A 14,770-nucleotide genomic window follows, 5' to 3' on the forward strand; every position below is an offset into this window, starting at 1 on the left:
ATGAAGTTCAGCACGATTGCCGAGAAAGTTCAAATCACCGTGGCCTCTAGCTTGAACGCAGCTCCCGATCACGATCCCGATATTTTTGGGATGGCCGCTGTCGATCAGGCTTTGGCCGGTACGCTGAGCTATATCGAGGGTGATAAGTTTGCGGCTTCTATTGCCACCACCCAGGCCACAGCCCTAATTTTGCCCCCTAGTTCTGAGTTGCAAGCCCAAGCCGACGCCCGTGGCCTGGCTTGGCTGAGTGCCTCTGATCCGCGTCTAGCCTTCGCCCGGGCGATCGCGCTGTTTTATACGCCCTACCAGCCCACGCCTGGCATTCATCCCACCGCTACTATCGACCCCAGCGCTACCATCGGCGCTAACGTCGCCCTCGGTGCCAACGTGGTGATTCAAGCTGGCGCTAGTTTAGGAGACGGAGTCTGCATTCACCCCAATGTGGTGGTCTATCCCGACGTGCAAATCGGCAATCGCACCGTGCTTCATGCCAACTGTGTTATCCACGAGCGATCGCAAATTGGCGCTGACTGTACTGTTCACAGCGGCGCGGTGATTGGGGCCGAGGGTTTTGGCTTTGTGCCTACTGCCCAGGGCTGGGAAAAAATGGAACAGTCGGGTTTCGTTGTGATTGAAGACGGTGTGCGGGTAGGCAGCAACTCGACCATCGATCGTCCTGCTGTAGGGACTACCCGAGTCGGGCGTGGCACCAAACTCGATAACCTAGTCCACATTGCCCATGGCTGTCAGGTCGGTGAGGGCGTAGTCATGGCGGCTCAGGTGGGCATGGCCGGGGGTGTGATCATCGGCAACCGGGTGATCTTGGCGGGCCAGGTGGGTATTGCTAACCAAGCTAAAATCGGCGATGGCGCGATCGCAACCGCTAAAGCGGGCATTCATGCCGACGTAGCCCCCGGCGAAATCGTCACTGGTATCCCCGCCCTGCCCCACAAGGTATTTCTCAAAGCTTCGGCTGTTTACCGTCGCCTTCCCGAGATGTATAAGACTCTCCAGCGATTACAAAAGCGCCTATCCTAAACAGCCACAACGCCATGACCCCTGACTCCGCCGACAACACGACTGATATTCAGCAAGAACTCCGCCTCAGTCGCCCGTTTACCCTGGCTGCGGCTATTGGCCAAGAAGCCGGCAACTTCATGCAGGGCGAGTCCCCTATTCCCCGGTTAGTACAGGCTAAGCATGGTGCTCAGCAAGCGCTCAAAGAGTCCTTGTCCGATGGCCCCGGAGCACTCCAACGAGTGCTAGATCAGTGGCTGACTGACGACGAAGCCCGCCTCAGCCGTCACCTCGAAAACCCTGTCGAGGCGGTCAAAGATCTGTTGGCCACAGTGCTGCGATCGCCCGAGACGCTCTACGAGCTAGTACGCCAGACCGACGTCGTCTGGGGCCAAATCTACGGGGATCGCCCTCACTTTCAACAACCTGGCCAACCGCCTCACCCCGACGACGAGTATACCCATGAGTCAGTTCGAGAAATCCTGGAGATTTGCCTGCATCGTCTGCAAAACCCATTGCCAACTTTAGATGAATCGGCGGATGAATCGGCAGAACAATCTAACTGCGATCGATAGATCAGTGCTAGAACGCCGGTACAGAAACCCGGTTTCTCGGCCAAAATGCCAGTCATGCCGTTAGGGCAGTGACAAAGAAACCGGGTTTTTAGCCATACTGTACCGATGCTCTAGTGCCCCGTCAAGCTTGGTTTTTAGGGTTTGAGTAAGTGCATAGCGCGCTCCGCCAACGCACCCCAGTGCAACATTTATGGGATTTGGCAGCTAAACGACATCCGTAATCTAAGAATGAACCGAGCCCTAATGATCTAGTCAGAAAAATGCTGCGACCAAAGGCCACAGCCAACAGGAGCAAAAAAGAAGCAGCAATTGCTAAACTACGAAGTCTGGGTCAATGCCACGCCATACAGCGACAAGTCTTCCCTGCACATCCACCGACTCCGCCGGAAACTCCATCACCGGATAGTCGGGATTAGCTGGTTTAAGCTGCACCTGATCACCCTGGCGATAAAAAGATTTTAGGGTAGTGCCACTTTCAACCCGAGCCGCAACGATGGTGCCTTCCCGAATCCCCTGAGGGTCTTTTACCGGGCGCATGATGACGACGTCTCCATCTTGAATCATGGCTTCGACCATGCTGTCTCCAGTAACCTTGAGAGCGTAGTCACCGTTTTGAATGGGCAATCCGTTGAGATCGAGACGCTCGACGGAATCTGTGAAGGCCTCATTGACGAAACCAGCCGCAATAGTGCCGAGAATGGGCACTCCGCGCAGGTCGTCTCGTACCCGAATAGTACGAGCCTTGCCCTCACTCCATTCGATATAGCCCTTATTTTTAAGGTGCTCTAGGCGGCTCTGAATTGGGGCCGGGGAGCGCAAATTCATTGCTCGCATCATCTGCCGGATGGAGGGAGAATGCTGATTGGCGCGAATGTAGTCGACCAGCCAGTCGTAGAGCTCCTGTTGGGCGGTTGTCAAGGATTCCATGAGAGTTCAGCCACGGCGTCAGTTAGTGTTACAGAACAAGTGTACCAACAGGTGGCGAATCTGTCTACTGCCGCAACAAATATTTGGCTAATTCAAAATCTTGGCTCAATCCTCTCGTTTCTACTCTTGAAGACCGACTTGCCTCTGCAAAATACTGTTGGTCTTTCGGATGCTTGATGCTTAGCTAGAGAGCATTCCAGTTTCTGGCTTTGTCAGATGCTCGTATACTCAGCTATTTGGCCAGCGCTCCATATCTTGTTTGGATGGCTAGCTGGATGATTAGCAAAATTGAGGCAATAAAAAAGCTGCCTTTAGGCAGCCTTTCTAGCCAATTCAATGGTGTGTTTCTGGTTCCCTGGGAAGGGAAAATCACCTGGAATACGTTCTAGCGAATATATTCCTTAAGAATACTGTTCCGGTTAGGATGACGCAGCTTGCGTAACGCTTTAGCCTCAATCTGGCGAATACGCTCACGAGTAACATTAAAGATCTGGCCGATTTCTTCAAGGGTTTTCATCCGACCATCATCCAGACCATAGCGTAGGCGAAGTACATCGCGCTCCCGGGGGCTCAGAGTGCCGAGCACGCTTTCCAGATCTTCTCGCAGCAAGCTCTTGGAGACCTGATCTTCAGGCGTTTCGCCATCAGACTCGATAAAATCGCCCAGGCGAGAGTCTTCCTCTTTGCCAATAGGGGTTTCAAGCGAAATAGGTAACTGGGCAGATTTGGCAATAAATCGCAACTTCTCAATGGTCATCTCCATGCGAGTTGCAATTTCCTCTTCAGTGGGCTTACGACCCAACTCCTGAGAAAGCAGCTTGGTAGTTTTCTTAATACGAGAGATAGTCTCGTATAGGTGAACCGGCAAGCGAATAGTGCGAGATTGATCCGCGATCGCCCGAGTGATAGCTTGACGAATCCACCAGGTTGCATAGGTCGAGAACTTGTAACCCTTTTCGTGGTCAAATTTCTCAGCAGCGCGGATTAGCCCAAGACTGCCTTCCTGAATCAAGTCTTGAAAGGATAGCCCCCGGTTCATGTACTTCTTGGCAATAGATACCACGAGACGCAGATTCGACTGCACCATTTTGTCCTTGGCGCGGCGACCGACGTGTAGGCGATGCCGGAAGCTAGCTAGTGTGTAGTTCTCACCTTCATCTTGGCTAACGGCAGCAGCCCACTCGATATCAGATGGGTCGCGCTCCAGAGAATCTAACAGCTCGTCATAGATACGCTCAAGCTTGAGCAGGTCTGCAATTTTGCGAGCGAGCTCAATCTCTTCCTCAGCCCGCAGCAGACGAATACGGCCAATCTCTTGTAAATAGAGGCGAATAGAATCTTCGGTGTAATGGCGCTTTTTAGTCTGAGCGCGGCGGCGGGTTGCTTTACCCTTCGGCGCTTTCTCGTCAGCGCCGGCCTCGTCATCTTGGGCAACAAAGTTCCCGTCGCCATCATTACCGTCGATCAAGAGATCGAGTTCAGTATTAGGGGTGATGGTGCCGAGCAGATGATTTGCTTGGGTCATGCCGCGATCCTCGTGCTCCTTAAAAATTGAAATACAAAGACTGTGATCAGACTAACAGCTCCTCGGGTAGATGCCTATAGTTCCGAAAAAAAGTTCCGAAAAAAGGCGGATCTACTTTCCTGGAGCCAAATGATATGGCTGAGCTAACTAAGCTACCTGTAGTCTCATCGCAGTTGTTGACTTAGACTTATCGCCGTCTCTATCTAGAGAGATACATCAGCGTAGGCGAAGCTTCTCAATTTTAACTGCAATCTCCTGTGATGTACCACCCCAACTTTGGCAGAAAGGCTGCAATCGGCTGAAATGTCTAACTGGAGGGCTCAAGAAACGGGAGTAAGCTGGACGAACTTCGGATAAATAGCTCTATTTAGTTCAAGTGAACTATTTTTAGGGCGCTCTATGGTGCAAATAATGTTCAAAGCATTTGCTTTGACAGCATTCAGGGGGATGTTTTTGTAACGTAATCTTTACACCACAACAATCCCCATTAAATACCCGTGCCATCCAAAAATTCTTCGATGGCGCGATCTTCGATGCGGCAGTGGATAACCGGTTTAGAACGACTAGCGTCGATTAAAGCGGGTTCTAGGCGAACGGAACCAAGGGCTTGAACTTCTTTCTCTAAAGCTTCGATGCGATCGAGCAAAGCTCGAATCACCTGGGCTTCAGAGTCTGGTAGACGGCCGTGTTCTAAGGGTTCGGTACGGTCTCCGGCTCGGTAAACGATACGACCCGGTACACCTACAACAGTGCAGTCTGAGGGCACCTCTCGTAATACAACTGAGCCGGCTCCAATGCGTACGCTATGGCCTACATAAATATTGCCCAGTACCTTGGCACCGGCTCCGATGACTACATTGTCGCCAAGGGTGGGGTGACGCTTACCGCTTTCTTTGCCAGTGCCCCCTAGAGTGACCCCCTGATAAATCAGCGCATAGTCACCGATGATAGCGGTTTCACCAATCACGACTCCCATGCCATGGTCAATAAAGACGCCTTGCCCAATAGTGGCTCCAGGATGAATTTCAATGCCGGTTAGAAATCTCGCCAAGTGGGAAATGAATCGAGGCACCACCGGTAGGCCTAGGTTCCAAAGCCAGTGGCTAAATCGATGTAGTACCAAGGCATGCAAACCTGGATAACAGGTCAGTACCTCTAGCCAGTTGCGGGCCGCTGGGTCACGCTCGAACACGATGCGAAAGTCGGCAAGCAGGGTTTTGAGCACAGGACTGGATGGGGAATTAAGAGCAGTTTCACTATCCTAACGTGGCCCTGGCCCTAAGTTCTATGGTCAGGGCCAGGCCTCAAAGGCCATTGGCATCTGAAAGCTGTGTTTGAAATAACGCTAGCGGGAAAAACTGAGCATGCCCTTAGGGTTTAACGCTGAGAGAGTAGCTGTGGCGCTGCCCCTGATTGTGAGAGCCTACCCAGATCCGGTAGGTTCCTGCAGCCCAGTTCTGGTCTTGTATCTGCGCATCGGGATTGCGGCGATCGGTATCTTCGCCGCAGCGAATCATGCTGTCGTCAGGGCCTTGGACGAGGAGAGTGGTGTCGCTGCCGCCGCTATTGACCTGGAGGGTAAGGGAGTCAAAGTTTTGTTGGAGCACCATGACATGGTTTGGAGCGCTGTCGGCGAACCCAACACAGATATTGCCCCTGCGATCGCGCCCCGCAATGTTAGATAGGGCAAAAATGCCGTTGGTAGAGCCTCCGACCTCAGCCCCTGGGTTGCTGTCAGATAGAGTAAACGGCTGAGGAGCCGCCTGCTGGGCGATGGTAGATGTAGCTGGAAGCCACGACATCACCAGCCCTGCGGCGAGCGCTAATACCTTGGTATACCTATAGTTCGCGACCATACCTGTTGTCTCTTGTGCTTCACTACCTATAGTGATGCCTTACGGTTGCCACGGCTTGCCCTGATAGACACAAGCCCAAACTGTCTATATAAGTGAACGCCTCAAGGTGCGAGACGCTGGTCATAGTTGTGGCCAATACCGCGATCGCTATGATTATCTCAGTTGAGTTGGGGGCCACGGTGGAACTCATAGCGCTGATAGGTTGCGTAGTGACAGCTTGGATAGCTGCCACGATAGTCAATGCCCTGCCTGGTCTAGGCACCCTATTCGTGCCCTCGCCTTGGCTGGTAGGCGGGGTCGTTTTAGTTTTGGTGATCTGGTTGATGCGCGATCAGCCTGCCTAAACCTCGGTAGTGCCGTAGAGCTCTGGTACCTCTCGGGCTGGCGGTAGTGATTTAGCGTCGCAAGTTTCGATATAGCCGGTGTAGTAGGCTCCAGGCTCAATTTCTAGTGAGCCAGCTACCACATCGCCCTCTAAACGAGCCGTCCGGCTAAGGGTAAGCTTGCCCTTGGCGAAGACCCGAGCCTTCAGCACTCCCTCCACCACAATATTATGAGCTTTCACTTCAGGACCTTCGATTAGCCCTGTGGATGAGATTTCTACATCTCCTTTAATATCGACGGTGCCGTGGATAACGCCATCGACCCGCAGCATGCCTTCACCATGAAGAACTCCCTCAAACTCAGTCTTTTGACTTAGATAAGTCAATTGCGGAGCCATTTTGCGCTTGAACATTGGATTGCCCTCGTAACATCTGTAGGAAATGGCACCCTAAGGAAGGGCCTATTATGCGCAGCCCACATTCACGACAGCAGCCAAGTTGGCCGCTTGATCGTGTAACTAGATCTCAAAGAAGCGATGGTTCCAGCATATCGAATATTCCTTGCCTAGAACCTAAAGGGATTATTCCTGCCCTAGAGGGGGCCGCCGCTACCGGCACGTGGGTAAATCTAAAGAAACTTGGAAGAATTGCTATTTTTTCAAAGAGAATGGGGATCAATATAAATAGACGATAAACCATCTAGATTGGCTGAGTTTCTCATTTAACTCAGTCTGGCTGTCCTCTAGTTAGGATGGTGATGTTGACCGATATTCTGCCAGATCCCGGCTCTATACCTCCCCTGGGTTTTGGTGGAAGGCCGTTCATCGATTTTCAGGCCATCGTTAACTCAACCCAACTAGTTTGACGACATCGCCTGCCATTAAAAACCTCCATAAAATTCCCTCAGGAAACCCCGCCATGACCGCCGTCAATATTTCTCTCCAGTTTGAGCAGGCCATTGAAGCCTTTGAATCTGCTGATATAGACTGTCGCCTTGCTATTCTCTGGCAAACCTATGACACCCTGGGCCAAGCCTTTGCTGCGATCGCGCCCGTCGCCCTATTTTCCCAGGCGGTACAGCAACTCATCAGCCAGATTCAACAGGTAGACTGCTGCGATCGGGTATCGATTTTGCACGATATTTTGGCTGGAGCCGATACCCGCTTCGCTGATGCCTACCGGACGCTGAATATCAATATGAAGTTGGCCTTTTGGCATCGTTTATTTTACCTTATGCCAGCCAGTCGCATTCCCTTGGCTACCTGCCAAAAGGGTACAGAGAGTACCCAAGCCTTATTGGCACGCCTGACCACCATGGGTCTCAACGAGCGATTGCATTTCTTACGCCGGGTTGTGGCCTAAGACTAGAGCGTTGGCGCTAAAGTGAGAGCCTGCCCCTAGGTTCTTTGCTGTCATGCCCATCATTGACGTTCATCAACTGAGTAAGCGCTATCCGGTAGCCACCAAGGAGCCGGGTATAGGAGGCACCTTGAGGCATTTCTTCCGCCGTCAATATCATGTGGTAGAGGCAGTGCAAGATATTTCCTTTCGTATAGAACCGGGTGAAGTGGTGGGCTTTTTAGGGCCAAACGGTGCCGGCAAAACCACTACCCTGAAGATGCTGACTGGATTGATCCATCCATCCAGCGGCATGGTGCGGGTTGGGGATCACATTCCTTTTCAGCGTCGGGCTAGCTTTCTGCAAGACATTACCCTGGTTATGGGGCAAAAACAGCAGCTGCTTTGGGATTTGCCTGCGTTAGATTCGCTGCGCATCAATGGGGCTATCTACGGACTATCTGATCGAGAGTTTCGCTACCGAGTTGATGAACTCACCGAGATGCTAACGCTTCAAGGAAAGCTTACTCAGCCGGTACGGAAACTCTCGTTAGGAGAACGGATGAAGGCCGAAATGCTGGCCGCTCTGCTACATCGCCCCCAGGTGCTGTTTTTGGACGAGCCTACCCTGGGCCTAGACGTTAATGCTCAGGTGGCGGTGCGGGAGTTTTTGCGCGACTACAACCGCCGCTATCAGGCCACTATTTTGCTCACTAGCCACTATATGGCTGATATCACAGCGCTATGCCGACGGGTGTTGCTGATCTACCAAGGGAAATTAATCTATGACGGCAGCCTAGAGGGGTTGCTCGATAGCTTCGCCCCTTACCGAGAAGTGACCATAGATCTCGCTCAGGGCTGTGATGCTGAGTTGCTGAGTCGCTACGGTGAAATCGAGAGTTTGGCAGGCTGTACGGCCCGGTTAATTGTGCGTCGGGAGGCGTTAACCCAGGTGGTCAGTCAACTGCTAGGCGATCTAGATGTTCAAGACCTGACGGTGAGCGATCCCCCGGTGGAGGAAGTGATCGGACGCGTTTTTGATGCGGGAGCCGTCAGGGAGCGGACAGCATAGGGAAAAGAAGACCTCGGCCATATCGCTATGGCTGTGGCCAGTGGCGACATCGCCGGGGGCAAATCGGGCTTGGGAAAAATTGGTGAGATGGGGCAAATCGTGCGATCGCAGTAACACTCGCTTTTTAATGGCCAGATTGTGGGAGACAGATTCCTCAGGCACCTGGTCTAGGCCGATGATTTTCATAGCTTTGGGAATACCACTAAAACAGTTCGCACTGACCGTGATGACGGAGCAGGTGGTCGCACAACACCAGGGCAACCATGGCCTCAACCATGGGCACAGCGCGGGGAAGTACGCAGGGATCGTGGCGGCCCCGCGCGGCCAGCACTGTGGCCTCGCCCGCATTAGTGACCGTATTTTGGGCCTTGCGAATAGTGGCGGTGGGCTTAAAGGCGACCCGGATAATGATGTTTTCACCGTTGGTAATGCCCCCCTGGGTACCCCCAGAGCGATTGGTGCGGGTACGTAGGGTGCCAGCCTCGTCGGTATAGAACTCGTCATTGTGCTGGCTGCCGGTGAGGAGGGTGCCAGCAAAACCAGAGCCGATCTCAAAACCTTTGCTCGCAGGCAGTGACATCACCCCCTTAGCCAGGTCGGCTTCGAGCTTATCGAACACCGGATCGCCCAGCCCCACCCGCACACCTCGGGCCACACATTCCACCACGCCACCGATAGAGTCACCCTGATCGCGCATGGCTTCAACCCGGTTGATCATGGCTTCGGCAGCAGCTTGGTCAGGGCAACGGACGATGTTGCTTTCGACCTGCGCCAGGGTGACGGTGCTAGGGTCAACCGTGCCCTCAAGATCCTGAATACGCTTGACGTAGCCAATCACTTCTGTGCCAGCAACCTGCTGGAGGATTTTTTTGGCGATCGCCCCGGCGGCCACCCGCCCGATGGTTTCTCGGGCTGAAGAGCGCCCCCCGCCTTGGTAGTTACGCAGACCGTACTTAGCGTCGTAGGTAGCGTCGGCATGGGAGGGGCGATAGGTTGTCGCCATCTCGCTGTAGTCCTGGGGGCGGATATTTTCATTGCGCACCAGGATAGAAATAGGCGTGCCCAGGGTCTGGCCCTGGAACACTCCGGAGAGAATTTCGCAGCGATCGCTCTCCTTACGGGGCGTCGTAATTTTGCTCTGGCCAGGGCGACGGCGATCGAGTTCGGCCTGAATCTCTTCAGCGGTGATGGGCAGACGCGGCGGGCAACCATCTATGGTCACACCCACTCCACCCCCGTGAGACTCACCAAAGGTGGTGATGCGAAAGAGATGCCCAAAGGTGTTGCCCATAGATTTAGTAATGTCAGAGTCTGGCGAACGTAAACTCTAACGATCCTACTATTTAGTTTCCTCAAGCTTCAAAAAATAGCGCGGATTTACGGCCTGGCCGTTGCGGTAGACACCGTAGTGCAGGTGGGGGCCTGAAGATCTACCCGTGCTGCCCAATAGGCCGACAACATCGCCGCGCTTAACGCGATCGCCGATCTTGACATTGATTTCAGACATGTGGGCATAGAGGGTTTCATACCTATAGCCATGGTCAATCTTGACGTGGTTACCATAGCCGCCGCTATAGTCAGCCGCCACTACGACTCCCTCAGCGGTAGCCAGGATCGGTTTGCCCACCGGCCCGACAAAATCTAGGCCTTCATGCATTTCATAGCTGCGTCCGCCAAAGGGGTTGGGCCGTAGACCAAATTCTGAAGAGATCGATAACTCGCCCGCTACGGGCTTACCGCTAGGGAAAGCGGCGGCCTGCTCTGCCTCAGAGGCTAGGGTTTCTTCTAGGGCCGGCTTAATCGATCGAGACAGCGCAGTCTCTAAGTCAGGCAGCTCGCGGCGAGCCTGGTCAAGCATGGCTTCGGCTGGAGCCGCCTTGGCTACCCCACCTTTAGGGGGAATCTCCACGCTAGAGCCAGGGATTAGATCTTCGGCTGCGTCGCCCTCGGGCAATCCAGCCCGGTCTTTGAGCACTTCAATCTCAGCGCCAATCGCATTGATTTCGGTCAAAACTTCGCTGGCCGTTTCAGACAAACTTTGATTGCGCTGAGCCAGCTGTACATTTTGGTAAACTAAAACCCCAATCCAGGTGATGGGTACTCCCACCAGCACCGCTAACATTACCATCAGCGGAACCGGTCTTAGGGTCAGTGTAATTGACGACCTTCCGGTCGCTGTAATCAGCACAGTGTAAGGCTTAAGCCGAGAGCGAGCCATGGCAAAACTAGCGTTGGGAAACCGCGACAATATTCAACCATCAGAACAGAAAGGATTATACGGGGATCAGGGCATTTGCACAATTTCTGAGGACGTTTGCACAATGAAGCGGGCCCCTGAGGCAAGCAGTCTATCGCCGCTGCCGCCCTGCTACTGTAAAGAATCCGTTACAATTATCTGACGGATCTAGATATGGTTAGCTGGGGGTTTGGTCTATGGATGTTACCTGGTTAGACAGCAACTCATGGCTGCTGACTGTAGGTCAGCAGCGAATTTTGCTTGATCCCTGGTTGGTAGGTGATTTAGTGTTTGGCCAACAGGCCTGGCTATTCAAGGGGAAGCATCCACAACCTCTGGCACTGCCCACGGATATTGACCTGATTTTGCTCAGCCAAGGGTTGGAAGACCATGCTCACCCCCCGACCCTAGCCGCCCTCGATCGCTCTATTCCAGTTGTGGCTTCACCCAATGCTGCCAAGGTTGTCAAGCATCTGGGGTATCACCACGTGACTGTGCTCGATCACGGTGAGCAGTTTACCCTCAACCAGCGAGTAACGATTAAGGCCGTGCCCGGTGCGCCTATCGGCCCGACTGTTCTAGAGAATGGTTATATCCTACGGGAGGCTGAGACAGGTCTCTCGCTGTTCTACGAACCCCACGGCTTCCACCAGCCCAATCTTCAAGCCGAAGGGCCCTTGGATGTGGTGATTACCCCCGCCGTCGATTTAAAACTACCTCTGGTGGGGCCAGTCATTCGAGGACAGCAAGGAGCTCTAGAGTTGGTGAATTGGCTTCGACCCCAGGTGCTCTTACCCACCGCAGATGCTGGACAGGTCACCTACAGCGGCCTACTGCTTAACTTGCTCAAAGTCGAGGGCGATCTTCAAGCCCTGCAGGCGGCAATCGATCAGCAGGGCTTGTCAACTCGGGTTCTAGCCCCCAAAGTAGGTAAAACCTTAACCCTTGACCTCGTTCAACCGGAGCCGATAACGGGGCAAGGTTAGCCCTTGCAACATGATCCCCAAGGGCCTCAATGGGCTATTCATGAATGCAGTCTTCAGGTAACCTTCTTTTAAGGTTAGTCAACTTTTAAGAAGGAATCTTAGCTATGCCTTACACCACTGAAGAGGGCGGTCGTCTGAATAATTTTGCCAATGAGCCCAAGATGTATGAGGCTGAGCCGCCTACTTCATCTCAGAAGCGTAACTATATTATTCTGGGTGGTCTGGCGCTGGCGCTCATCGCTGGGCTAATGACCGTGGCCGTGTCTGTCTCCTAACTGAGCCGAGGCTCAGTAGATGCCGTGGCTTATATTTTTTGGCCTGGGGTAGGGGTGTCTACCCCAGGTTTATTGTTAGCATCGGCCGCGGGTTGACCGGGGTAGAGTAGGCGAAGTAATCTCTTGACGCTGAGGGCCATGGCAGATCGACCTCACTGGTTTGCAGGTGCAACGGGCAGTGGCAAGACATCCTGGCTGCTGCATCAGCTCGGCTCGGTATCGTCAGCAGCGCCGGGGCAAAGTCCACTAGTATTTGCCGCTAATGGCGATAATCGTTTGCGATTAGCTACTCGCTTGGGAGATAACGTGCCCGGCGTGGCAGTGGTCACCACTACCCCAAATGGATTTATCCAGGATGAGGTCACACTGTTTTGGCCGCTGCTGGTAGCGGAACTCGGTCTTTTTCCTCAGTTTCCGCTGCGGCTGCGGCCCGAAAACGAGCAAGATTTGGCGACTAGGCACTGGCAGCCGCAGCTGCTAGATGGCACCCTCACGGTAGAGGGCTGGCTAGAGACCCAATTCGTGCGGCGATCGCTAGATTTTTTGCAGATGGCCGCCGCGGCGGGCATTGAGGTAGAAGATCTGCCGGTGCTGCTGCCGGAGGGGATACCGTCGAGATATGCCCCTGAGGTGGTTTGGCAGGCCATCGGTAAAGCCCTGGTAGACTGGCGCGACTGGTGCCTAGATCGGGGCCTACTGACCTACGGGGTGATGACCGAACTGTACTGGCGACATTTGTTGCCCCATCCGCTGTACCAGGAAAAGCTGCTGGCCCGCTACAACGGTGTTTTTGTGGATGATCTGGATGAATACCCGGCGATCGCCGCCCAGTGGTTACAGATATTTATCGATCGGGGTCGCCCGGTGGCCATTACCTGGAATAGCCACGGCCAGGTGCGCATGGGGCTAGGGGCCGACCCCAACGCCCTAGAGCAGCTTAAAGGTCAGTGCCAGGTGATCGACGCGGCTAGCCCTGCCGCCGCGTCTTTGGCCCATCGGTGGGGCGATCAGGTGGTGGAGTGGGTGATGGATCCTTTAGCGCTAACACAACCCCTAGCCTGTTTTGAAACGCTACAAACCGGATCGCGGGGAGAACTGCTGCGCAAGACAGCAGAGCGTGTGGCTGAAGCTGTAGAAAAGAGACAGGTTGCGCCCCAAGACATTGCCATCATTGGGCCAGGGCTGGATGCGATCGCCCGCTATACCCTGGCGACAATTTTGACCAACCGGGGGCTCCCGGTGGCCTCCCTGAGCGATCAGCGCCCGGTCATTCACTCTCCCTTGGTGCGCGCCTTGCTGACGCTGCTGATCTTTGTTTACCCAGGGTTAGGACGGCTCGCCAGCACGGAGGATGTGGCCGAAATGCTCGTAGTCTTGAGCCAGATTCCCCAGGCTCCAGAGGTAGCACCCTGGTTTGAGTCCGTTCAAATTGACCCGGTGCGGGCCGAACTATTGGTTGACCACTGTTTTGAACCCAACCTCGATCGGCCTGAGTTGCTGCCAGTAGAACGCTTTGAGCGCTGGGATCGCCTGGGTCATAAAGCGACCGCAGCCTACGGCCAACTGCGCCAGTGGATTGAGCACCAGCGCCAGCAGCGCCAGCAGCGGCTGACCCTGGGGGTAGTTAGTGTGTTGGATCGGGCTATTCAAACCTTTTTGTGGGGCGGTAGCCATCTCCCCCCCGATCAGCTGGCGGCCTTGAGAGAGCTGTTAGAAACAGCTCAGCACTACTGGGCCGTGGAAGAACGCCTACTTCAGGTCGAGCCCATTCTTACTCCCACAGCCACCAAATCCCTGCAAACTTCTCTAGAACGATTTATTTTGCTGCTGCGCCAGGGCACCGTGACGGCTAACCCCTACCCCGTGGAACCAGACCAGGTGATTACGGTGGCTACGGTGTATCAGTATCGATTGCAGCGACTACGCCATCGCTGGCACTTTTGGATCGACGCCGGATCGCCCCGATGGTTAGGGGGCACCGAAAATCTATTGTTTGGCTATCCGCTATTTTTGGCCTCCTATACCGGGCGACCCTGGACGACCGGAGATTTAGAAATGCTCCATCGGGATCGCCCTGAGCGGATCCTGCGCGACCTACTGGGGCGGGTGAGCGATCGCGTTGTGCTTTGCCACAGCGAACTGGCAGTCAGTGGCCAAGAACAGATCGGGCCTCTGCTGTCTCTGGTTACAGCCAATGCGACAGACTAGATCCAACCCGATATCAAACCAACAAAAAGCGGGATGCCAGTTGACATCCCGCTTTTTGTTGGCCTGTGGCCAATTGGCTGAATCATCTAGCGGTAGCGCTTCTTACGGCGAGCTACAGCTTTGCGCTTGCGCTTTTCCTGAGGCGTCTCGAAGTGGCGACGACGCTTTACCTCCGAAAAAATCCCTGCCTTAGAGACCTGCCGCTTAAAGCGACGCAGGGCCGATTCAATACCTTCGTTTTCACCTACAACGACTTGAGTCATACGAAATCGCTTCTTTACTCCTTGGATCTGCACTAGGAAATCAAACTACGGGCGCTGGAGGCCCACCCAAATCTTAAATTGCCCTGAAACGGCTGAGCCACCTCCCATTGTTCCAGGCAGAGTCGTCATTACCAGCTGCCACTACGAAGTATATTTTGGCAGCAAAATT

Annotated in this window: 16 protein-coding genes and 1 pseudogene; 8 read left to right on the forward strand and 9 right to left on the reverse strand. The window is 54.0% G+C overall.

Annotated elements, in window-relative coordinates:
• Both lpxD and IQ254_RS01040 read left to right on the forward strand, forming a co-directional pair.
• Positions 1–1,038: a UDP-3-O-(3-hydroxymyristoyl)glucosamine N-acyltransferase gene (gene lpxD / locus IQ254_RS01035; protein ID WP_193963406.1), complete on the forward strand. Its 1,038-nt coding sequence runs from the start codon at positions 1–3 to the stop codon at positions 1,036–1,038.
• Positions 1,039–1,052: 14 nt separating this feature from the next.
• Positions 1,053–1,592: a hypothetical protein gene (locus IQ254_RS01040; RefSeq protein ID WP_228039890.1), complete on the forward strand. Its 540-nt coding sequence runs from the start codon at positions 1,053–1,055 to the stop codon at positions 1,590–1,592.
• A gap of 312 nt (positions 1,593–1,904) precedes the next feature.
• Here IQ254_RS01040 and lexA read toward each other — a convergent pair whose 3' ends face one another.
• The 4 genes from lexA to IQ254_RS01060 all read right to left on the reverse strand — a co-directional run bounded on the left by lexA (position 1,905) and on the right by IQ254_RS01060 (position 5,900).
• Complete coding sequence (gene lexA, locus IQ254_RS01045) at positions 1,905–2,519, reverse strand: transcriptional repressor LexA (RefSeq protein ID WP_193963408.1); 615 nt, start codon at positions 2,517–2,519, stop codon at positions 1,905–1,907.
• 385 nt (positions 2,520–2,904) lie between these two features.
• Positions 2,905–4,044 (reverse strand): RNA polymerase sigma factor RpoD, encoded by a 1,140-nt coding sequence (gene rpoD / locus IQ254_RS01050; protein WP_193963410.1) that lies wholly within the window; start codon positions 4,042–4,044, stop codon positions 2,905–2,907.
• Positions 4,045–4,531: 487 nt separating this feature from the next.
• On the reverse strand, positions 4,532–5,269 hold the full coding sequence (gene cysE / locus IQ254_RS01055; protein WP_193963418.1) for a serine O-acetyltransferase: 738 nt from the start codon (positions 5,267–5,269) through the stop codon (positions 4,532–4,534).
• Between the two features lie 145 nt (positions 5,270–5,414).
• Complete coding sequence (locus tag IQ254_RS01060) at positions 5,415–5,900, reverse strand: hypothetical protein (RefSeq protein ID WP_193963420.1); 486 nt, start codon at positions 5,898–5,900, stop codon at positions 5,415–5,417.
• A 149-nt stretch (positions 5,901–6,049) separates the two neighbouring features.
• On the opposite strand from IQ254_RS01060, the gene IQ254_RS01065 reads away from it, so the two are divergent.
• Entirely contained in the window at positions 6,050–6,244 is a 195-nt protein-coding gene (locus IQ254_RS01065; RefSeq protein ID WP_193963422.1) for a hypothetical protein, read from the forward strand.
• Here IQ254_RS01065 and IQ254_RS01070 read toward each other — a convergent pair.
• Positions 6,241–6,636 (reverse strand): polymer-forming cytoskeletal protein, encoded by a 396-nt coding sequence (locus IQ254_RS01070; protein ID WP_193963425.1) that lies wholly within the window; start codon positions 6,634–6,636, stop codon positions 6,241–6,243. The genes IQ254_RS01065 and IQ254_RS01070 overlap by 4 nt on opposite strands.
• Before the next feature lie 505 nt (positions 6,637–7,141).
• Between IQ254_RS01070 and IQ254_RS01075 the strand changes: the two genes are divergently transcribed.
• The gene (locus IQ254_RS01075) at positions 7,142–7,585 is read left to right on the forward strand and encodes an orange carotenoid protein N-terminal domain-containing protein (RefSeq protein ID WP_193963427.1); all 444 of its coding nucleotides are present in this window, start codon (positions 7,142–7,144) and stop codon (positions 7,583–7,585) included.
• A gap of 52 nt (positions 7,586–7,637) precedes the next feature.
• Positions 7,638–8,633 (forward strand): ATP-binding cassette domain-containing protein, encoded by a 996-nt coding sequence (locus IQ254_RS01080; RefSeq protein WP_193963429.1) that lies wholly within the window; start codon positions 7,638–7,640, stop codon positions 8,631–8,633.
• A 3-nt stretch (positions 8,634–8,636) separates the two neighbouring features.
• On the opposite strand, the pseudogene IQ254_RS33385 reads toward IQ254_RS01080, so the two are convergent.
• From IQ254_RS33385 to IQ254_RS01090, 3 genes and pseudogenes are all read right to left on the reverse strand, one after another.
• Positions 8,637–8,819, reverse strand: a pseudogene (locus IQ254_RS33385) (cupin domain-containing protein); the annotation flags it as partial.
• Between the two features lie 16 nt (positions 8,820–8,835).
• Positions 8,836–9,924, reverse strand: coding sequence for a chorismate synthase (gene aroC, locus IQ254_RS01085; RefSeq protein WP_193963431.1), 1,089 nt, complete (start codon positions 9,922–9,924; stop codon positions 8,836–8,838).
• 48 nt (positions 9,925–9,972) lie between these two features.
• Positions 9,973–10,851 (reverse strand): M23 family metallopeptidase, encoded by an 879-nt coding sequence (locus IQ254_RS01090; RefSeq protein ID WP_193963432.1) that lies wholly within the window; start codon positions 10,849–10,851, stop codon positions 9,973–9,975.
• Positions 10,852–11,066: 215 nt separating this feature from the next.
• Here IQ254_RS01090 and IQ254_RS01095 point away from each other — a divergent pair, with 215 nt between their 5' ends.
• The 3 genes from IQ254_RS01095 to IQ254_RS01105 all read left to right on the forward strand — a co-directional run bounded on the left by IQ254_RS01095 (position 11,067) and on the right by IQ254_RS01105 (position 14,338).
• Positions 11,067–11,855: an MBL fold metallo-hydrolase gene (locus tag IQ254_RS01095; protein WP_193963434.1), complete on the forward strand. Its 789-nt coding sequence runs from the start codon at positions 11,067–11,069 to the stop codon at positions 11,853–11,855.
• Positions 11,856–11,959: 104 nt separating this feature from the next.
• Positions 11,960–12,130 (forward strand): photosystem II assembly protein Psb34, encoded by a 171-nt coding sequence (locus IQ254_RS01100; RefSeq protein WP_193963436.1) that lies wholly within the window; start codon positions 11,960–11,962, stop codon positions 12,128–12,130.
• A 138-nt stretch (positions 12,131–12,268) separates the two neighbouring features.
• On the forward strand, positions 12,269–14,338 hold the full coding sequence (locus IQ254_RS01105) for a hypothetical protein (RefSeq protein ID WP_193963438.1): 2,070 nt from the start codon (positions 12,269–12,271) through the stop codon (positions 14,336–14,338).
• Positions 14,339–14,424: 86 nt separating this feature from the next.
• On the opposite strand, the gene rpsU is transcribed toward IQ254_RS01105, so the two are convergent.
• Positions 14,425–14,601 (reverse strand): 30S ribosomal protein S21, encoded by a 177-nt coding sequence (gene rpsU / locus IQ254_RS01110; protein ID WP_035985692.1) that lies wholly within the window; start codon positions 14,599–14,601, stop codon positions 14,425–14,427.
• Between the last annotated feature and the right edge of the window lie 169 nt (positions 14,602–14,770).

The organism is Nodosilinea sp. LEGE 07088 (assembly GCF_015207395.1).
In the GTDB taxonomy this organism is placed as follows: Bacteria; Cyanobacteriota; Cyanobacteriia; order Phormidesmidales; family Phormidesmidaceae; genus Nodosilinea.